The sequence below is a fragment of the Mycolicibacter hiberniae genome, assembly GCF_010729485.1.
GTDB lineage: Bacteria > Actinomycetota > Actinomycetes > Mycobacteriales > Mycobacteriaceae > Mycobacterium > Mycobacterium hiberniae.
In genome coordinates this window covers 2315786-2334968 of sequence record NZ_AP022609.1, presented here as the reverse complement: position 1 = coordinate 2334968, position 19183 = coordinate 2315786, and the positions used below count along the sequence as shown (strand labels likewise).

18 protein-coding genes are annotated in these 19183 nt (G+C 68.6%); 13 read left to right on the top strand and 5 right to left on the bottom strand.

The window, feature by feature from the left end; genetic code table 11:
- Positions 1-40 precede the first annotated feature (40 nt).
- Positions 41-1126, bottom strand: a complete 1086-nt coding sequence (locus tag G6N14_RS11010) for an ABC transporter substrate-binding protein (protein WP_085137531.1) — start codon at positions 1124-1126, stop codon at positions 41-43.
- A gap of 138 nt (positions 1127-1264) precedes the next feature.
- On the opposite strand from G6N14_RS11010, the gene ctaD reads away from it, so the two are divergent.
- Together ctaD and serB are read left to right on the top strand one after the other, a co-directional pair.
- Positions 1265-2989 carry an aa3-type cytochrome oxidase subunit I gene (gene ctaD / locus G6N14_RS11005; RefSeq protein WP_085137853.1) on the top strand — a complete coding sequence of 575 codons (1725 nt, stop codon included), beginning with the start codon at positions 1265-1267 and terminating at the stop codon, positions 2987-2989.
- A gap of 49 nt (positions 2990-3038) precedes the next feature.
- Positions 3039-4271, top strand: coding sequence for a phosphoserine phosphatase SerB (serB, locus tag G6N14_RS11000; RefSeq protein WP_085137533.1), 1233 nt, complete (start codon positions 3039-3041; stop codon positions 4269-4271).
- Between the two features lie 4 nt (positions 4272-4275).
- On the opposite strand, the gene G6N14_RS10995 is transcribed toward serB, so the two are convergent.
- On the bottom strand, positions 4276-5661 hold the full coding sequence (locus G6N14_RS10995; RefSeq protein ID WP_085137535.1) for a PE-PPE domain-containing protein: 1386 nt from the start codon (positions 5659-5661) through the stop codon (positions 4276-4278).
- 144 nt (positions 5662-5805) lie between these two features.
- Here G6N14_RS10995 and G6N14_RS10990 point away from each other — a divergent pair, with 144 nt between their 5' ends.
- The 8 genes from G6N14_RS10990 (at position 5806) to G6N14_RS10955 (ending at position 13568) form a co-directional block, all read left to right on the top strand.
- Positions 5806-6678, top strand: a complete 873-nt coding sequence (locus G6N14_RS10990) for an ABC transporter ATP-binding protein (protein WP_109559940.1) — start codon at positions 5806-5808, stop codon at positions 6676-6678.
- The gene (locus G6N14_RS10985) at positions 6675-7499 is read left to right on the top strand and encodes an NUDIX hydrolase (RefSeq protein ID WP_085137539.1); all 825 of its coding nucleotides are present in this window, start codon (positions 6675-6677) and stop codon (positions 7497-7499) included. Before G6N14_RS10990 ends, G6N14_RS10985 begins: the two co-directional genes overlap by 4 nt.
- Positions 7487-8257, top strand: a complete 771-nt coding sequence (locus G6N14_RS10980; protein WP_234809035.1) for an enoyl-CoA hydratase — start codon at positions 7487-7489, stop codon at positions 8255-8257. Before G6N14_RS10985 ends, G6N14_RS10980 begins: the two co-directional genes overlap by 13 nt.
- 97 nt (positions 8258-8354) lie before the next feature.
- Positions 8355-9386, top strand: a complete 1032-nt coding sequence (locus G6N14_RS10975; protein ID WP_085137541.1) for a histidine phosphatase family protein — start codon at positions 8355-8357, stop codon at positions 9384-9386.
- 127 nt (positions 9387-9513) lie between these two features.
- Positions 9514-10587, top strand: coding sequence for a histidine phosphatase family protein (locus G6N14_RS10970; RefSeq protein ID WP_085137543.1), 1074 nt, complete (start codon positions 9514-9516; stop codon positions 10585-10587).
- Positions 10588-10621: 34 nt separating this feature from the next.
- Complete coding sequence (locus G6N14_RS10965; protein WP_085137545.1) at positions 10622-11590, top strand: class I SAM-dependent methyltransferase; 969 nt, start codon at positions 10622-10624, stop codon at positions 11588-11590.
- Positions 11587-12792 (top strand): THUMP-like domain-containing protein, encoded by a 1206-nt coding sequence (locus G6N14_RS10960; protein WP_163787311.1) that lies wholly within the window; start codon positions 11587-11589, stop codon positions 12790-12792. The genes G6N14_RS10965 and G6N14_RS10960 overlap by 4 nt, the downstream gene beginning before the upstream one ends.
- Positions 12793-12869: 77 nt before the next feature.
- Positions 12870-13568: an esterase gene (locus G6N14_RS10955; protein ID WP_085137547.1), complete on the top strand. Its 699-nt coding sequence runs from the start codon at positions 12870-12872 to the stop codon at positions 13566-13568.
- Here G6N14_RS10955 and G6N14_RS10950 read toward each other — a convergent pair.
- On the bottom strand, positions 13565-14824 hold the full coding sequence (locus G6N14_RS10950) for an outer membrane protein assembly factor BamB (RefSeq protein WP_085137859.1): 1260 nt from the start codon (positions 14822-14824) through the stop codon (positions 13565-13567). The genes G6N14_RS10955 and G6N14_RS10950 overlap by 4 nt on opposite strands.
- 129 nt (positions 14825-14953) lie before the next feature.
- Between G6N14_RS10950 and G6N14_RS10945 the strand changes: the two genes are divergently transcribed.
- Together G6N14_RS10945 and G6N14_RS10940 are read left to right on the top strand one after the other, a co-directional pair.
- Positions 14954-15694, top strand: coding sequence for an acyltransferase (locus G6N14_RS10945; protein WP_085137549.1), 741 nt, complete (start codon positions 14954-14956; stop codon positions 15692-15694).
- A gap of 52 nt (positions 15695-15746) precedes the next feature.
- The gene (locus tag G6N14_RS10940) at positions 15747-16145 is read left to right on the top strand and encodes a PPOX class F420-dependent oxidoreductase (protein ID WP_085137551.1); all 399 of its coding nucleotides are present in this window, start codon (positions 15747-15749) and stop codon (positions 16143-16145) included.
- 15 nt (positions 16146-16160) lie between these two features.
- Here the strand turns inward: G6N14_RS10940 and G6N14_RS10935 are convergent, their stop codons facing one another.
- Together G6N14_RS10935 and G6N14_RS10930 are read right to left on the bottom strand one after the other, a co-directional pair.
- Entirely contained in the window at positions 16161-17003 is an 843-nt protein-coding gene (locus tag G6N14_RS10935; RefSeq protein ID WP_085137553.1) for a class I SAM-dependent methyltransferase, read from the bottom strand.
- Positions 17004-17039: 36 nt separating this feature from the next.
- Positions 17040-18017, bottom strand: a complete 978-nt coding sequence (locus G6N14_RS10930; protein WP_085137861.1) for an LLM class flavin-dependent oxidoreductase — start codon at positions 18015-18017, stop codon at positions 17040-17042.
- Between the two features lie 87 nt (positions 18018-18104).
- On the opposite strand from G6N14_RS10930, the gene G6N14_RS10925 reads away from it, so the two are divergent.
- Complete coding sequence (locus tag G6N14_RS10925; RefSeq protein ID WP_308214876.1) at positions 18105-19142, top strand: alpha/beta hydrolase; 1038 nt, start codon at positions 18105-18107, stop codon at positions 19140-19142.
- Positions 19143-19183 lie beyond the last annotated feature (41 nt).

Sequence of the window (19183 nt, the reverse complement as noted above, 5' to 3'; positions counted from 1 at the left end):
GCCGCGGGGGTCATCCGCGTGCCCGCCGCCGCAGCGGCTTCTAGTTGATCGGCGCGTTCACCCAACGCAGGTCCTCGACCACGCCACGCGCGGCGATCGGTCCCTGCCCGGTCTGCCACACCTCGTTGTTGACCACGAACACCCGGCTGTCGCGGGTGGCGCCCAGCCGCCGCCAGGCGACACTTTCGAAGACCGTGGCGGCGCGGGCCTTGGCGGCCGGTGAGGTGAACGACACGTAGACGATGTCGCCGTCTGCCGCGGAGAAGTCTGCCCGGCCGGCCAGATCGCCCTCGCCGGCGGAGAGGTCGAGGTAGGGACGGTCGGTGAACCGCTGCAGCGGCGGCCGATCCACTCCGACGGCCTTGAGCACGCTGGCGGCGAAACCCGACGCCCCGTAGACCCGCACGCTGTCGTCGGTGAGCGCAACCACCGAGACCTGGAAGTGGTTCGCGTCGCTGACCTCGCGGGTCTCGGCGGCGTCCGCGCCAAACCGCTCGAGCACGTCCTCGGCGGCGCCGGCGCGCGCGGTCGCAGCGCCGACACCGCGGACATCGTCCTCCCAGGCCGCGCCCGGCGCCGCGGTGAACACAGTGGGGGCGATGGCGGCGAGTTCGGCGTAGCCGGGCGTGCGGCCATCGGCGCCCAGGATCAGATCCGGGCGCAGAGCGGCGATCGCATCGGTGTCGGGCTTGCTGTCCGAGCCCACCGCCGGCACGGCGTGCAGCAGTGCACCCAAATAGGAGGGCTGGCCGTCCGCGCCGTCCGCCACGGCTGCGCCGACGACCCGGGACTGCAGACCCAGCGCGCACAGCGTGTCGAGCTGGCCCCCGGCGAGCACCACGATGCGCTCCGCGTCCTCGGGAACTTCGACGTTGGACCGTTCCACCCCGGCCGCGTTGTGGACCCAGCGCATCGACGGCCCGGGGTCGGGGCGGGCCGGATCTGGCGCGCAGGCCTCGTCGGGACGGCGATCGTTGCCGAGCACGCCGGCCCCGGCGACCATCGTGGTGGTGGTCGCCGTCGAGCTCGGTGCGGTTTGCGCCCCGTCGCCTCCGCAGCCGGAGGCCGTGAGCAAGGTCACGATGAGTGCTGATGCGGACGTCGCCCGCCGGTCCACCCTGGTCACGCGGTGACGTTAACACCCAGGGCGCGGCTCCCCCAGGGCAGACGAATACGACAGTTTGTAGGAGGCCTATACCGGCCCGAAGGCGACCGGGGTTAGGATTCGAACAAGTTTCCCGGGTTGCCCATGTTTGGAGGAATCTTGACCGCCGAAGCACCCCCACGCGCAGAACTCGAGGCCAGTCGGCCCTTCCCTGCGCGGATGGGCCCCAAGGGCAGTCTGATCTACAAGCTGATCACCACCACCGATCACAAGCTGATCGGCATCATGTATGTCGTCGCCTGTATGGCCTTCTTCTTCATCGGCGGCCTGCTCGCGTTGCTGATGCGTACCGAGTTGGCGGTGCCGGGCCTGCAGTTCCTGTCCAACGAGCAGTTCAACCAGCTGTTCACCATGCACGGCACGGTGATGCTGCTGTTCTACGCCACCCCGATCGTGTTCGGGTTCGCCAACCTGGTCCTGCCGCTGCAGATCGGTGCCCCGGACGTGGCCTTCCCGCGGTTGAACGCGTTCTCGTTCTGGCTGTTCCTGTTCGGCGCCACCATCGCCCTGGCCGGCTTCATCACCCCGGGCGGTGCCGCTGACTTCGGCTGGACGGCCTACACCCCGCTGAGCGACGCGGTGCACTCGCCGGGCGCCGGCGGCGACCTGTGGATCATGGGCCTGGCCGTCGGTGGTCTGGGCACCATCCTGGGTGCGGTGAACATGATCACCACGGTGGCGTGCATGCGCGCCCCGGGCATGACGATGTTCCGGCTGCCGATCTTCACCTGGAACATCCTGGTCACCTCGATCCTGGTGCTGATCGTGTTCCCGCTGCTGACCGCCGCGCTGCTGGGCCTGGCGGTGGACCGTCACCTGGGCGGGCACGTCTATGACTCCGCGAACGGCGGTGTGCTGTTGTGGCAGCACCTGTTCTGGTTCTTCGGCCACCCCGAGGTGTACATCATCGCGCTGCCGTTCTTCGGCATCGTCAGTGAAGTGTTCCCGGTCTTCTCCCGCAAGCCGATCTTCGGTTACGTCACCCTGGTGTACGCGACGCTGGCCATCGCCGGGCTGTCGACCGCGGTGTGGGCGCACCACATGTACGCCACCGGCGCGGTGCTGCTGCCGTTCTTCTCGCTGCTGACCCTGATGATCGCCATCCCGACCGGCCTGAAGTTCTTCAACTGGATCGGCACCATGTGGCGGGGCCAGTTGACCTTCGAGACGCCGATGCTGTTCGCGCTGGGCTTCATCATCACGTTCATGGCCGGTGGTCTGACCGGCGTGATGCTCGCCAGCCCGCCGCTGGACTTCCACGTCAGCGACAGCTACTTCCTGATCGCGCACTTCCACTACGTGCTGTTCGGCACCATCGTGTTCGCGACCTTCTCCGGTATCTACTTCTGGTTCCCGAAGATGACCGGCCGGCTGCTCGACGAACGGCTCGGGAAGCTGCACTTCTGGCTGACCTTCATCGGCTTCCACACCACGTTCCTGATCCAGCACTGGCTGGGCAACATGGGCATGCCGCGCCGCTACGCGGACTACCTGCCCACCGACGGCTTCACCTCGCTGAACATCGTGTCGACCGTCGGCGCGTTCATCCTGGGCTCGTCGATGATCGCCTTCACCTGGAACGTGTTCAAGAGCTGGCGTTACGGTGAGGTTGTCACCGTCGACGACCCGTGGGGCTACGGCAACTCCCTGGAGTGGGCGACCAGTTGCCCGCCGCCTCGGCACAACTTCACCGAGCTGCCCCGGATCCGTTCGGAGCGTCCCGCTTTCGAGCTGCACTACCCGCACATGATCGATCGGCTGCGGGCCGAGGCACACGTCGGCCGTCACCCCGGCGACGAAGTGTACGAACCCGCGAACGCTTGATGATCCTCGGGCAGAGGCGGCGCCCGGCCCAGCCGGGCGCCCGCCAGGGGTGAGCGCGCCCAAGGTGCCGGTGCTGATCACCGTCACCGGTGTCGATCAACCTGGCGTGACATCGGCCCTCTTCGAGGTGCTGTCGCGTTACCAGGTGGAGTTGCTCAACGTCGAGCAAGTGGTGGTCCGCGGTCGGCTGACCCTGGGCGTGCTGGTCTCGGTGACGCCGGAAGTGGCGGACGGGACGGCCCTGGCCGACGAGGTCACCGCCGCGATTCACGGCGTCGGCCTCGACGTCACGATCCAGCGCGGCGACGACGCGCCGATCATCGCCGCGCCGTCCACCCATCGCATCGTCGTGCTGGGGCGGCCGGTGGCTGCCACCGCGCTGGGGGCGCTGGCCCACGAGATCGCCGAGGTCGATGCGAACATCGACATGATCCGGGGCGTTTCCGACTACCCGGTGACCGGGCTGGAACTGCGGATCTCGGTTCCCGACGGCAGCGCCGGGCGGTTGCAGACCGCGCTGAGCAAAGTCGCCGCCCAACAGCAGGTCGACGTGGCGTTCCAAGACGCCAGCCTGTCGCGCCGGACCAAGCGGCTGATCGTGTTCGACGTCGACTCCACCCTGATCCAGGGCGAGGTCATCGAGATGCTGGCCGAGCGGGCCGGCGCCGGGGACGCGGTGGCCGCGATCACCGAGGCCGCCATGCGCGGCGAGCTCGACTTCGCCGAGTCGCTGCACCACCGGGTGTCCACGCTGGCCGGCCTGCCCGCCAGTGTCGTCGACGAGGTGGCCGAGCAGATCGAGCTGACCCCCGGGGCGCGGACAACCGTGCGCACCCTGCGCCGGCTCGGCTTCAAATGCGGGGTGGTCTCCGGTGGTTTCCGCCAGGTGATCGAGCCGCTGGCCGCCGACCTGCAGCTGGACTTTGTGGCGGCCAACGAGCTGGAGATCGTGGACGGCAAACTCACCGGACGGGTCACCGGTGCCGTGGTGGACCGGGCCGGCAAAGCCGAGGCGCTGCGCGAGTTCGCCGCCCAGATGGGCGTGCCGCTGGAACAGACCGTGGCCGTCGGCGACGGCGCCAATGACATCGACATGCTGTCCACGGCGGGGCTGGGCGTGGCCTTCAACGCCAAGCCGGCGTTGCGTGAGATCGCCGACGCCTCCCTGAGTTACCCGTACCTGGACACCGTGCTGTTCCTGCTCGGGGTCACCCGGGCAGAGATCGAAGCCGCCGACGCCCACGACGGCTTGCTGCGCCGAGTCGAGATTCCGCCGGCTTAGCGCGTTACAGCAGCGCCCCGATCAACGCCAGCGGCAGGAGCCCGGCGGTGGCGGCCAGCGGTAACCCGATGGCGTCGAGGAGGTCGCCGTCGGCGAGCTCGGACATGAAGACGTTGTAGCTGTACTCGGGCAGCGTGAACACCAAGGCGCTGAGCACGTCCAGCGGCGGGTAGCCCGTATGCGGCGGGAACGATCCGAAGAGGTCGTCCCACGTGGTGGGCACCGGAACTCCGAAAGAGGTCTCTCCGCCGTCCATGATGACGCCCAGGCTCGTCAACTGTTCGGCCCACTCCGGCAGTGAATAGACGTAGTTGGCGGGATCCATCAAGGTGTTGAAGGCGTCGGTGATGCCCTTTTGCACGCCGTCGAACAGTGCTTGCGGAACCTGCTGCAGGACACTGAAGTCGGGCAGGACTCCGATGCCGGTGGGGGTGTCGGCGAATTCCGGGCTCCAGCCGTGCTCGATGTTGCCGTATCCCAGGTTCACCAGCACTCGCAGTGCCGGATCAAGTAGATCGACCAGCGGGTTGCCGATGTAGGGCAGCAGCTGCAGCGGAGCCAGCAGCGGCAACGTGCTGGAGGGGATTATGTAGTAGTCGGTCAAGAGATCCGGGTCCGACGTCGGAAGCGGTACCGCGTTTGCGATGTCCTCGGGACTGAGCCCCAGATAGGTCGTGTGCGCGAAGATGATGCCCATCACGGCGTTGATCGTGGACAAGAAGTTGATCGTATACTGCGGAAAATTGGCGAAACCGTCGTACTCGTTGGTGTAGACGGTGGTGGGGAAGAGATTGGCGGGCGCTGCGCCACTGAATGTCATTCCGAGGCTGGGTATTACCGGATACGTCCCGGTCGGAATGTCGAAGCGGGACAGCATGCCGCCGTTGGGAAGGCTCTCGTTGCCGATCAGCACGAAGTGCACGTAGTCGCTGGGCACACCCTGGTCGGCGAGTTGTTCCATCAGCAGCGACGAGATCACCGCGCTTTGCGACCACCCGAACACCACGACGGGGTTGTCGGCGTCGACCTGACCGCCGGCGATCTGGTCGAGGATCGCGGCCTCCAGGATCTGGCTGCCTACTTCCACCGAACTGTCGAAAGTCCCGGTGAACGCACCCAGGAACGGGTACAGCGTTTCGGGGGTGGTCAGGATCTGGGTGGTGCCGGTGAAGCCGAGGGGCGCCAGGTAGAGCTCGTTGACCAGGTCCGCGTAGCCGGGGCCGGGCGTGGGCATGCCGCTGCCGCCCATGATCAGCGCGGTCCCGCCGCCCAGGGGCGAGCCGGCGCCGGTGAGCTGGACAGCCGGCGCCGCGGCGTCCGCAGGGGAGGGGCAGACGATGAAACCGGCACTGATAAGCCCGACCGCGACAGCACTGGAAATACGGACCATCGAAGCCCCCCGGAATAAACCCTAAGCATTGATGAGTGCGAACCGTGCAAAACGTTACAACAGGGCCACGCGGATTACTGGCAAGAAGATCGATCGAAAATGCGCCCTGGCTGTCGTACCCCGGTCGGTCGGCACGCAGCCGGCATACGGCACGATAGGGCCGTGCCCGATACCGGATGTTCCGCTCCCGCAGCCGGGGCCGACCAGGATCTGTTGATCCAGTTCGAGGGCGTATCGCTGTGCCGTGATGGACGGACCCTGGTGGGCCCGCTGGACTGGTCGGTCGAGCTCGACGAGCGCTGGGTGATCATCGGCCCCAACGGGGCGGGCAAGACCTCGTTGCTGCGGATCGCCGCCGCCAGCGAGCACCCCTCCGCGGGTGTGGCTTACGTGTTGGGTGAGCGGCTCGGCCGGGTCGACACCACCGAGCTGCGGGCCCGGGTCGGTCTGAGCTCGGCAGCCCTGGCACAGCGGATACCGGGTGGGGAAACGGTCAGCGACTTGGTCATCTCGGCCGGCTACGCGGTGCTCGGGCGGTGGCGGGAGCGCTACGACGCCGTCGATCATGAGCGGGCGGTCGACATGCTGGAGAGCCTGGGCGCCGAGCACCTGGCCGATCGCACGTACGGCACGCTGTCCGAAGGCGAACGCAAGCGGGTGCTGATCGCCCGGGCGCTGATGACCGACCCGGAGCTGCTGCTGCTCGACGAGCCCGCGGCGGGCCTGGACCTGGGTGGTCGCGAAGAGCTGGTCGCCCGCTTGGCGGATCTGGCCGCTGATCCCGATGCGCCCGCGATCGTGCTGGTAACCCACCACGTCGAGGAGATCCCGGTCGGCTTCACCCACTGCCTGCTGCTGGCCGAGGGCCGCGCCGTGGCATCCGGTCTGCTCGACGAGGTGCTCACCGCCGAAAACCTGTCGGCCACTTACGGGCAGTCGATCTCGCTGGACGTCATCGACGGGCGTTACTTCGCGCGCCGGACCCGTACCCGAGCCGCCCACCGGAGGCGCGCATGACCCAACATCCGCCACCACCGTTACCCGCGCGGCCTGCCGCGACGGTGATGTTGGTGCGTGAGGGCGCGGCGGCCGCCGGCGGGAGCGCTCTCGACGTGTTCCTGATGCGTCGCCATGCCGCGATGCAGTTTGCCGCCGGGGTGATGGTGTTTCCCGGCGGGGGAGTCGACGACCGCGACCGCAGTACGGAGACCGCCTGGCACGGACCGGATCCGACCTGGTGGGCGCAGCGTTTCGGGGTGGACACCGATCTGGCGGCCGCCCTGGTCTGTGCTGCCGCGCGCGAGACCTTCGAGGAATCCGGGGTGCTGTTCGCCGGTCCCGCCGATGATTCCGGGCGAGTTGTCTCCGACGCTTCGGTCTACGCCGACGCCCGTCGAGCGCTGACCGCCGGGGAGCTCTCGTTCGCCGATTTCCTCAACGCCGAGAAGCTGATCCTGCATGCCGAGTTGCTGCGGCCCTGGGCGAACTGGGTGACTCCGGAGGCGGAACGCACCCGCCGCTACGACACGTACTTTTTCGTGGGCGCGCTGCCAATGGGTCAGCGCGCGGACGGGGAGAACACCGAGGCCGACCGGGCGGGCTGGCTCACCCCGGAGGCGGCGATCGAAGACTTCGCGGCGGGAAACAGCTTTTTGCTGCCGCCGACCTGGACGCAGCTGGATTCGCTGGTGGGCCGCAGCGTCGAAGCGGTGATGACGGTGGAGCGTCAGATCGTGGTGGTGCAGCCGGCCCTGGCTCGCCGCGGCGATAACTGGGAGATCGAATTCTTCAATTCCGAGCGGTACAACGCGGCACGTGGGAAGAGGTGGACCGGGTGAGCGAATTCGTCACGGTGCACAGCGACGCCGACGAACCCGGGGTAGCCACCCTGCTGGTCTCCCGGGCGCCGACCAACGCCATGACCCGGCAGGTCTACCGGGAGATCGCCGCGGCCGCAGCCGAGGTGTCCGACCGCGACGACATTGCCGCGGTGGTGCTCTACGGCGGCCACGAGATCTTCTGCGCCGGCGACGATGTCCCGGAGCTGCGCACGCTGGTCGCCGCTGAGGCCGAGGTGTTCGCCCGGGTGCGCCACGATGCGGTGCAGGCCGTGGCGGCCATCGGTAAGCCGACGGTGGCGGCCGTCACCGGCTATGCGCTGGGAAGTGGTCTGGCGCTGGCGCTGGCCGCGGATTGGCGCGTCTGTGGCGACAACGTCAAGTTCGGGGCGACCGAGATTCTGGCCGGCCTGGTGCCCGACGGTGGCGGCCTGGCGCGCCTGGCCGGCACCATCGGGGCGAGCCGTGCCAAGGAGCTGGCGTACAGCGGGCGGTTCTTCGACGCCGAAGAGGCGCTGGCCCTGGGGCTGGTGGAGCAGATGGTCGCCCCGGACGGGGTCTACGAGGCGGCGATGGCCTGGGCGCGCCAGTTCGTGGGCGCTCCGGCACTCGCGCTGGCCGCGGTCAAGGCCTCGGTCGACGCGCTGGGAGCCCCGATGGAGCGGGCGTTGGCGGACCAGCGCCGGTATGCCGAGGTGTTCGGCGCCGCCGCCGGCAGCTCGCCGGACGAAGATCAGCGGCCGACACCGGAGCCATAAGGCCCATTACGGCCGATTTTCATACTCTTATCAGCTAACGTACAGTTACGCGGCGAAGCCATCGTCGGCACCAGTGTGACCCCGTGAGGAATAGGCCATGCAGCGAACTGTTTTTCGATCCTGGACCACCGCCACCGTCGCACTGATCGGTGCCGGCGCGATCGCGGCGGGCCCGGTGGCCACGCCACTGGCCAGTGCCGTCGCCGTCGACATTCTGCTGGCTGCCCAAGACATCACCATCGACCTCATCCGGCACGCCGAATCCGAGGACAACGCAGGGCACGTCCTGGGCACCCTGCCGCCGGGGGCGCCGATCACCGCAATCGGGGCGCAGGAGGCGGCCTATCTCGCCGACCCCGCGAACCCGCAGCACCTCGCCGACCCGGACTTCTACGCGGGCATCTATGCCTCGGAGTTCTTGCGTACTCAGCAGACCGCGGCGGACTGGCTGACGGCCGCGGGTGCGCCGGAGACCCCGGTGACGATCCTGGGTGGCCTCAACGAGATCAACGCCGGCTGGTTCGAGGGAGGCGACCTCAGCAACTTGCTCGTCCAGGTCGGCTACGCCTTCGCGCCGCTGATGTGGACCATGGGCAGCTTCTGGGTGCCTATGTTGGGATCGACGATCGACCCCAACGGTGTGGCGTTCAACGACCGTGTGACTGATGCTCTCCAGGCCATCTACGACGACACCATCTCCGATCCGGAAAGCTCGGGCAGCAATGTCGCCTTCGCGCACGCCGGAACGATCGCCATCTGGACGTTGATGAACGTGCAGAACCCCGACTTCGGCCTGGTACTGGACGAACTGCTCGACACCCGTAGTCCGTTGGTCAACACCGGTCAGGTCGTCATCGACGGTAACCCGACCGATGGTTGGACCCTGGTCAGCTGGAACGGGATCGAGGTGGATGCCACGCCGGATCTGTTCACCGGCCTCTTCGTCGACTGGCGCGATTTCACCACGGCCGGTCAGATCGCGACCTGGCACATCATCGAGGCGTTCCAGGGCGGGGATCAGGCTGAGATCCTTGCTGCCCTGCAGACCGGGTTCGATCAGGTCGTCAACGCATTCATTGCGTTCCCGCAGGATGTCTTCGACACCCTCACCGGTGCGCTGGGCGGCTAACCCGGCGGATTGCGTCCCGGACCGGCCGGCGCGGGGGTCTTGCCGGTCCGGCCGGCGATGTATAGCGTGTGCATTCACTGTGTGAGGTGGGTCACACAGCGGGCGTCCTGACTGGGGGAGGACGGACATGCGGCGAGGGGGAACCCGTCGGTGGTCAGCCGGTGCGCTGGCCGGGGCTGTGCTGGTCGGATGCGCACCGGCGACGGCACCGCCGCCGGCCGCCGCCGCCGTCCCCACCGGTATCGCGCTCGCCGCGGCCGCCGAACAGATCACCCTGGACCTGGTGCGCCACGGCCAGTCCACCGACGACCTCAACGGCATTCTCGGCACGCTGCCGCCCGGCGCCGGGCTCACCGAGACCGGCGTACAACAGGCCGACGCCGTCGCCCAGGCCATCCTGGCGAGGTTTCCCGACGGCATCAGCGGGGTCTACGCCTCGGAGCTCCTGCGTACCCAGCAGACCGCCGAGCCGCTGGCCGAGGCGCTGGGCATACAGATGCAGGTGCTCAGCGGGCTCAACGAGATCGACGCCGGCATCTGGGAAGGCCAGCCGCGCGATCTGCTGACCCAGATCGGCTATTTCGCGCCCATGGCCGCGTGGGTGCTCGGGTTGGTGCTGGTGCCACAGCTGGGCTCTGCGGCCACTCCGAACGGGGTGGTGTTCGACGAGCGGGTCACCGGCGCCATCGACACCATCTACCAGAACACCATCGCCGGCGACGGCCCCCCGACCAGCGTGGCCTACTCCAGCGGCGGCCCGATCGCGATCTGGGCACTGATGAACGTCGAGAACCCGCCATTTCTGCTGTTGATTCAGCAGCTGCTCGAAACACTCGGGCCGCCCCCGAACGCCGGCCAGGCCATCCTGCAGGGCAGCCCCGCCGACGGCTGGACGATGGTCAGCTGGAACGGGACGCCCGTACCGGCCACCCCCGACCTGCTCACCGGACTGTTTGTCGACTTCCGTGAGCTGATCGTCGCGCCGCAGGTGGCCGCCTGGCACATCTGGGAGGCCATCGACGGTGGCGACCCCGCCGACATCACCGCGGCGCTACAGACCGGCTTCACCGATGTACTCGCCGCGTTCGAAGCGTTCCCCCAGGCGGTGCTCGACACCATCGCCGGCGCGCTGGGCGGCGACACCGGCGTCGCCGGCGACTCCCTCGACGCGCTTTCCGCGAGCTTCATGGGAGCGATCTGAGCGGGGGAGCGGCCAGCCGTTAGGCTGACTGACCATGACGAGTACGGACCCGACGCCGAACCCGCACGCGACCGCCGAACAGGTGGAGGCGGCTCGGCACGACAGCAAGCTCGCGCAGGTGCTCTACCACGACTGGGAAGCCGAGCAGTACGACGAGAAGTGGTCGATCTCCTACGACGAACGCTGCATCGACTATGCGCGGGGCCGCTTCGATGTGATCGTGCCCGAAGCCGAGCGGGCGGCCCTGCCTTACGACCGGGCGCTGGAGCTGGGCTGCGGCACGGGTTTCTTCCTGCTCAACCTCATGCAGTCCGGGGTGGCCCGCAAGGGTTCGGTCACCGACCTGTCGCCCGGCATGGTCAAGGTCGCCACCCGCAACGGCAAGAACCTGGGCCTGGACGTCGACGGCCGGGTCGCCGATGCCGAAGGCATCCCCTACGAGGACAACACCTTCGACCTGGTCGTGGGCCATGCGGTGTTGCACCACATCCCCGACGTCGAGTTGTCGCTGCGCGAGGTGCTGCGGGTGCTCAAGCCCGGCGGGCGCTTCGTATTCGCCGGCGAGCCCACGACGGTCGGCAATTTATACGCTCGCCGGCTCGCCGACCTGACATGGAAGACCACGGTCGCGGCGATGAAGCTGCCCGGGATGGGTTCGTGGCGCCGGCCGCAGGCCGAGCTCGACGAGAACTCGCGGGCCGCTGCCCTGGAGTGGATCGTCGACCTGCACACCTTCAAGCCGAGTGACCTCGAGCGCATGGCGACCAACGCCGGCGCCGTCGAAGTCCGCACCGCGAGCGAGGAATTCACCGCCGCCATGCTCGGGTGGCCGGTCCGCACCTTCGAGTCGACCGTCCCACCGGGCAAGCTGGGCTGGAAGTGGGCGAAGTTCGCGTTCGGCAGTTGGACCACCCTGAGCTGGGTGGACGCCAACGTGCTCAGCCGGGTGGTGCCCAAGGGCTGGTTCTACAACCTGCTGGTCACCGGGGTCAAACCGTCCTGACAGGCGGCTTCGGCTTTACGCCGGAAGACGTCCGGTACCTGTGCTCGGAGGCCGGTAGCGCCGCCCAGGCCGAGATCGCGGGCCTCGAGCTCAGCGACGCCACCCGGATCGCCGACATCACCGCATTGCGCCGCCGCTACGGCGACCGGACACCCGCGCTGGTCGAGACCATCCTGCTGCGCCGCCGGGCCGCCGCCAAGCTGGCAGAGCTGCCGCAGACCGCCCGCTGGCTGTTCACCGACGAGGCGCTGCAGCAGGCCAGCGCCGCCCCGGTCGCACGGCACCGCGCGCAACGGATCGGCGCCGCGGCGCCAGGGGCCCTCGTGCACGACGTCACCTGTTCGGTCGGCACCGAACTGGCAGCGTTGGCCGAGGCCACCGATCGGGTACTGGGCAGCGACCTCGATCCGGTACGGCTGGCGATGGCGCGTCACAACGTGGGCGGGGTCGGGCTGGTGCGCGCCGACGCACTGCGGCCGGTCAGCCGCGCCACGGTGGTGCTGGCCGACCCGGGCCGGCGTGGCGGCGGGCGACGCCGCTTCGACCCGGCCGACTACCAGCCCGCGCTGGACCGGTTGCTCGAGGTTTACCGCGAGCGCCACCTGGTGGTAAAGGTTGCTCCCGGAATCGATTTCACGCAGGTCCACCAACTCGGATTCGACGGCGAGATCGAAGTCACCTCGTGGCGGGCGTCGGTACGCGAAGCCTGCCTGTGGTCGCCCGGCCTGGCCGAACCCGGCGTTCGCCGCCGCGCCGTGCTCCTCGACCGGGGCGAGCAGATCACCGACGCCGAGGCAGCCGACTGCGACGTGCGGCCGGCGGGACGCTGGATCATCGACCCCGACGGCGCGGTCGTGCGGGCCGGCCTGGTCCGCCAGTACGCCGCCCGCCACCGGCTGTGGCAGCTCGACCCCGACATCGCCTATCTCTCCGGTGCCGAATTGCCGGACGGCATGCGCGGATTCGAGGTCCTCGAGGAGTTGCCCTACAGCGAGAAGCGGCTGCGGCAGGCGCTCGGCGCACGCGGCTGCGGCGCGCTGGAGATCCTGGTGCGCGGTGTGCGTGACGTGCAAGCCGATCCGGACGGTCTGCGGCGCCGCTTGAAGTTGCGCGGGGATGTGCCGCTGTCGGTGGTGATCACCCGGATCGGGACCGGGCCGGCCGCCCGGGCGATTGCGTTCGTCTGCCGCCCATCGAGGTGACCGGACCGGTAGGCTGACGGCTTCGGGGCCATTCCAGCTTGCTGCGGCAAGGCGAGACAAAGCGAGACAAACCGACAATGCGCATTCTGGTGGCCGCCCTGGTGGCGGGCGGTGCAGTAGGCGGCTGGCTGGGTATGACGAACTTTCCCTCGGCGGCAGCGGTGTCGCCCTGCGCCGAGCTGGGCGGCACGCTGGACTCCGGGCAGTGCCACGTGCACGCCTCCACCGCCAGCTACACCCTGGACATGCGGTTCCCGGTCGACTATCCCGACCAGCAGACCCTGACCGATTACCTGGTTCAGAACCGCGACGGGTTCTTGACCGTGGCAAAGTCGGCCGGCTCGCGGGACATGCCCTACGAGATGGACGCCACGTCCGAACAGCACCGCTCGGGCCAAGGTGCCAAAGGCACCCAGAGTGTCGTGCTGAAGATCTTCCAGGACCTCGGCGGCCCGCAGGCATCGACCTGGTATCAGGCCTTCAACTACGATTTGACGACCCGCAGGCCGATCACCTTCGAGACCCTGTTTGCGCCCAACAGCAAGCCGCTGGACACGATCTTTCCCATCGTGCAGCGCGACCTCGAACGCCAGACCGGCGTGCCGGCGATCCTGATCTCGTCGGGATCGGGACTGGACCCGGCGCACTACCAGAATTTCGCCATCACCAACGACGAGGTGATCTTCTACTTCTCGCCCGGCGAACTGTTGCCGATGAGCGCCGGCGCGACCTCGGTCAAGGTGCCGCGCACGGCCATCCCGCCACTGGCCGTCTAGGCGGGGGCGAAGCTGAACACCTGCCCGGCGCTGGTGGCCACCGCAACCCGCCGGTCATTGCCGACCGCCACGCCCACCGGAAAGCCGCGTGCTTCCGGAAGCGGGTAACTGTTGATCGTGTGGCCGTCGGTCGGGGCGAACACCAGCAGCGACAACCCCGCCGGGCCGAGGCTGGTACCGGCGGTCACGGTGTAGGCCACGTCGGTGGCCAGGCTCGACGAGGACAGTGGCACGGTGTCCTCGCGGCGCCACACCTGCTCGGCGTAGTCGCCGCGGTCGGCGAAGGCGACCAGCTGGGTATCGGGCCCGCCGCCGGAGACGATCAGCCCACCGGGCGTCACCGCCGGCGGGGTTTGGGCCAGGAACTTCAGCGGGACGGACCATTTCGCCTTGCCGTCCTCGGCGTTGATCGCCCACAGGCGCTGGTCGCGCCCGTTGACGTACACCGTCGCACCGTCGGCGGACAGGACGGGGCTGGCCAGCACCCCGGCCGCCACGGCGTCGCTGCTCCACTCCTGCGTGAGCAGCGGGCTGCCGCCGGGGTGGTACCGCAGCCCGACCAGCCCGGACTCCCTGGCGTCGGGCTGCCACACGCTCACCACCGCCATGTTGCTCACCGGCGAGAAGGCCGGCGCCGCCGCGACCGGACAGTCCGGCCGCGCGCCCGCGCAGTCGGACAGACCGCGCCGGAAATCGGTGGGGTCGATGCCGTCCACCAGGTCCAGCGGTGTTCCCACGACGTTGCCGCTGTGCGCGTCGAAAATCAGCACCTGGCCCAGGTGGGTCACCACCAGCAACAGGCCGTCGCCGAGGATCCGCGGTGTCGAGGGCATGCCGATCACCGGTGCCCGCCAGCGAATCCACTGCGTCGGCGGGAACGACAGCATGGCACCCGGCTGGCCGACGTAGACGTTGTCGAAGCCGTCGATGAGCGGGCCGAAGAAGCCGCCGCCCTGATGCAGCCGGGTGCACCAGCGTTGCCGCCCGCGGTCGGCGTTCTCCCACTGCATCAGCGAGCACCCGGCCTCGGTCTGAGCGTTGAGCATCATCCAGCCGTGCGCGCCCAGTGCGGGCTGCGCACCCAGCTCGCCCTTGACCGAGCGGATCCAGTCCAACTGCAGGTCACCGGCTCCTGCGGCAGCGGTATGGCTGCTGTTGGCGGCGTCGGCGTACTGAGCCGGCCAGCCCGGTGCGGGCTCGGCCTGTACCCAGGAATCGGTATTGGCGCAGCCCCCCAGCACGGCCGCCACCGTCAGCAGTGCGATTCCGGCCAGGACACCACGTCGCCGCAACACAGTGGCAAACCCCAATCCCCGGCCGGTCAGTGAACGAGTCCAGGTGAGGGTAGCGCGTGGCGAGAACTCGCTCGCGTAGGCTTTCCGGCCATGACGACGATGTGGGGTGCTCCAATCCACAAACGCTGGCGGGGTTCGCGGCTTCGGGACCCGCGCCAGGCCAAATTCCTCACCCTGGCCTCGCTGCGCTGGGTACTGGCCAACCGGGCTTACACGCCGTGGTATCTGGTGCGGTACTGGCGGCTGCTGAAGTTCAAGCTGGCCAACCCGCACATCATCACCCGCGGCATGGTGTTCCTGGGCAAGGGCGTGGAGATCCAGGCCACCCCGGAGATGTCATACATGGAGATCGGCCGCTGGGTGCACATCGGCGACAAGAACACCATCCGGGCGCACGAGGGGTCGCTGCGGCTCGGCGACAAGGTGGTGCTGGGCCGCGACAACGTCATCAACACCTACCTCGACATCGAACTCGGGGATTCGGTGCTGATGGCCGACTGGTGCTACGTCTGCGACTTCGACCACAAGATGGACGACATCACCGTACCGATCAAGGACCAGGGCATCATCAAGAGTCCGGTGCGAATAGGGCCGGACACCTGGATCGCCGCCAAGGTCACCATTCTGCGTGACACCAGCGTCGGCCGTGGTTGCGTCCTGGGCGCCCATGCCGTGGTCAAAGGCGTCATCCCCGACTTCTCGATCGCAGTGGGGGCACCGGCGAAGGTGGTCAAGAACCGCAAACTGGCCTGGGAGACCTCGGCGGCCGAGCGGGCCGAGTTGGCCGCCGCGCTGGCCGACATCGAACGCAAGAAGGCCTCCCAGAGCTGAACCTGCCCGCCGCCTGCGCGGCGTGACCGGGGAAAGCTGCGAGAATCCGGGCATGACGACACCGGCATTCTCCGATGTGTACCGAGAGAAGTACCTGCTGCTCACGACGTTCACCAAGGACGGCAAGCCCAAACCGACCCCGGTGTGGGGCGCGCCCGTCGGGGACCGGCTCTGGGTCATCACCGACGACGGGTCGTGGAAAACCAAGCGGATCAACAACACGCCGCGGGTCACCATCCAAAAGTGCGGGGCCCTGGGCAAACCCAAGGGCGAACCCGTGGAGGCGGTCGCCCGGGTGCTGCCCAAGTCCGAGACCCGGCGGGTCTATGACGCCGTCGTCAAACGGTACTGGTGGCACGCCTGGTGGTTCGTCCCGCACTCGCTGGTGCGCGGTGGGATCGACAAGGTGCACATCGGGCTGGAAATCACTCCGGCACCCGCGAGCAGCTGAGGTCGCCCGGAGTTCTCAGCCGAACTCCAGCAGTGTGTAGGCGCCCCGCAGGTTCTTCATGGGCCCCCACTGCCACAACGCCGGAAACACGGTGGCGAAGAACAGGCCCCGGCCTTTCGGCATCGGCACATCGTGCACGGCGCTGATGCCCGGCACCGTGCGGGTCAGCCCGGCGAGCTGACGCGCCGACAGGCTGAAGGGCATCGGGGGCACGCGATAGTGCCGTGATGAACGCATCCCGCGCGGAGCGAGTCGCTTGACCAGGGTCGGGGGCAGATCGAAGAACATCTGACCGCCGGGGAAGCGAGCGGCGCACGCGGAGATCAGGTCGATGGCCTGACTCGGCTGCAGATACATCAGCAGACCTTCGGCGGTGATGAAGACACCGGCGCTGGAGTCGACCTGGTCCATCCAGCTGTAGTCCAGTGCCGACTGCGCCAGGTTGGTGATGCGCGGCGACGGCGGCAGCAACTGTTCGCGTAGCCGCATCACCGGCTCCAGATCCACTGACACCCACTTGAATCCCGCATCGGGTAGGGCAGCGTTCAACCGCCAGAAGCTGGTTTGGAAGCCTTCGGCAAGCGCGACAACCGTCGCGTCGGGGTGTTGGTGCAGGTATGTGGTCGCGCATCGGTCGACGGCCAGCGACCGCAACGCCATCTCCTGGCCGCGACGGCCGAATTTGTCGAAGTCGAATGCGATCGACTCGACGAGTCGAATCGCCTCCGGGTCGTCGATGATGGCCTCGGCGTGCGCGGCCTGATAGGCGCGCCCGCTGAGCGTCATCAGGGCGGTCTCGGAAACCCCGTTCAGCGCGCTGGCGTCGACTCTGGATTCTGGGCGGTCCACCGCGCCCATGGTATCGGAGAAACGGTGGGGCCGGCCTGCGGCGATCTAAGGCTGCAGTGCCGGCAGCACCCGTTCGGCCAGCAGTCGCAGGCTCTCCCAGCCCTCATCCAGGGGCAGCCCGCCGATCAGCGGATGCACGGTCACCCCGGTCCGGCCGGCGCGACACTGCGCGATGAGCTGTTCGGGGGTCAGCACCTCCACCTTGGCCGACGCGCGCAGCTCATCGAGGGTGGCGGCCGGGCTCTCGTTGGGACGCGGCACGTCTGGCACCGCCCAGGAGCTGTACTCGGTCGCCTCGTGCAGGAAGTATCTGCCGCACCGGGCCCACGCCGACTCCGGGTCGGTGGTCAGATGCGTCACGGTGTTGCCGTTCTCGGGACTGAACACAAACCCCTGTTTGCCCAAGCGTGCCAGTTCATCCCGATACACCGCTTCGATCTGGGGCATCGGCATGGGCGGGGAGAACGGCAAGCCGAACCGGGCGGCGCGGCGGGCGGCCGCGGCGCTCATCCCACCGAGAAACAACACGGGATGGGGTTTGGTGTACGGCTTGGGCGTCACGTCCACCAGGTGGCCCTGGTAGTCGAACGGCTGGTCGCCCCAAGCCTTGAGCAGCACTTCGAGGCATTCGTCCATCACCCGGCCGCGTCGCCGGAAGTCTCTGCCGACGGCGTGGTACTCCACCCGGCGGTAACCGATACCGGCGACGTAGCTGACCCGGCCCGCGGACAGGTGATCCAGTACCGCAATGTCTTCGGCAAGGCGGACCGGATGGTAGAGCGGCACCAACAGCGCGTTGACGCTGATGCGGATGTTGCGGGTGGCCCCGGCGACGGCGGCGGCCATCATCAGCGGCGCGGGCAGCCAGCCGGTGGCGGCCAGATGATGTTCTTCGCAACCGATCGCGGTCACCCCGTTGGCGTCGGCGTAGGCGGCCATGTCCAGCGCCGCCCGGTAGCGTTCGGCATTGCCGGCACCGGGAACGTTGGTCATGTTCAGGCGCAGTGCACTCAGTAGCGGCATGGGCTGATCGGTCACCTCCTCGGGTGCGGGCACAACGAAACGATCAATCGGGGATCAACGCGGTGCCCCGCGGTTAGCCTAGGGCCTGTGACCGGTCCGGTGAGGCAGCCCCGAGGCGTCGGCGCGCTGGCGGCAGGTGCGACGTGGGCAGCTGAACCGCCGCCGAGCAGAACGGTTTTGCACGGCGCAGCCGACCCCCAGGTGGCCGCCGCACTGCTGGCGACGCGAGACGGCGCCGCCGGCGCGCCGCAGCCCGCGGTGGGCGACGTCGTGACACGCCGGGCAAACGCGGGCCACACGTTCCGGCAGGTGCTGGCCACGCGGCCGCCGGTGACCGGCGTTGAGGTCGACGAGTTCTCGTGCGGCAACGGCGCCGACAGGCTTGCCTTGCGCTGGTATCGCAGGGCCGGTACGGCCGGACCCGGCAGCGCGGTGCTGTACCTGCACGGCGGCGGGATGATCCTGGACTGGGCGCATGTGGGTGCGTTGTACGACGCGGCGGTGCGCGGCTATGTCGCTGCCTCCGGAGTGCCGATGCTGGCGGTGGCTTACCGCGTCGCCCCGGAATTCCCGCATCCGACTCCGCTGCAGGACTGCTACGCGGCACTGTGCTGGCTGCGCGAACACGCCCGCGAGCTGGGCGTCGACCCGGCCCGGCTGGCGGTGATGGGTGACAGCGCGGGCGGCGGACTGGCCGCGGGTGTGAGCATGCTGGCCCGGGACCGGGGCGGGCCGGCGATCGCCGCCCAGCTGTTGATCTACCCGATGCTCGACGACCGGACCCGTGATGGCGGCGCGCCGGGCCCAGCCCTGTGCACCTGGAGCTACCAGGACAACGCCACGGGCTGGGCGGCGCTGCTGGGCGAGCGCGCCGCCGACGGCTATGCCGCACCGGCCCGTGCGGACGAGCTGGGCGGCCTACCGCCGACCTACATCGATGTCGGCGGGCTGGACATCTTCGCCGCCGAGGACATCGCCTTCGCCCACCGGCTGCTGGCCGCGGGCGTCGGAGTCGAATTGCATGTCCACCCCGGCTGCCCCCACGCGTTCGACCTGCTGGCGCCCGATGCCGACGTGTCGAAACGCGTTGTCGCGCATCGGCTGAGGTATCTGGGTTCGCTGTAGTCGCGGGACGCCGCCCGTGACGCCGACGCTGCGGCGCTGGT

Bases quoted from the DNA above. Each gene is read 5' to 3' on its own strand.
- G6N14_RS10995 (WP_085137535.1), bottom strand. From the start codon at position 5,661: ATGGTCCGTATTTCCAGTGCTGTCGCGGTCGGGCTTATCAGTGCCGGT.
- G6N14_RS10985 (WP_085137539.1), top strand. From the start codon at position 6,675: ATGACCCAACATCCGCCACCACCGTTACCCGCGCGGCCTGCCGCGACG.
- G6N14_RS10975 (WP_085137541.1), top strand. From the start codon at position 8,355: ATGCAGCGAACTGTTTTTCGATCCTGGACCACCGCCACCGTCGCACTG.
- G6N14_RS10970 (WP_085137543.1), top strand. From the start codon at position 9,514: ATGCGGCGAGGGGGAACCCGTCGGTGGTCAGCCGGTGCGCTGGCCGGG.
- G6N14_RS10965 (WP_085137545.1), top strand. From the start codon at position 10,622: ATGACGAGTACGGACCCGACGCCGAACCCGCACGCGACCGCCGAACAG.
- G6N14_RS10955 (WP_085137547.1), top strand. From the start codon at position 12,870: ATGCGCATTCTGGTGGCCGCCCTGGTGGCGGGCGGTGCAGTAGGCGGC.
- G6N14_RS10945 (WP_085137549.1), top strand. From the start codon at position 14,954: ATGACGACGATGTGGGGTGCTCCAATCCACAAACGCTGGCGGGGTTCG.
- G6N14_RS10940 (WP_085137551.1), top strand. From the start codon at position 15,747: ATGACGACACCGGCATTCTCCGATGTGTACCGAGAGAAGTACCTGCTG.
- G6N14_RS10935 (WP_085137553.1), bottom strand. From the start codon at position 17,003: ATGGGCGCGGTGGACCGCCCAGAATCCAGAGTCGACGCCAGCGCGCTG.
- G6N14_RS10930 (WP_085137861.1), bottom strand. From the start codon at position 18,017: ATGCCGCTACTGAGTGCACTGCGCCTGAACATGACCAACGTTCCCGGT.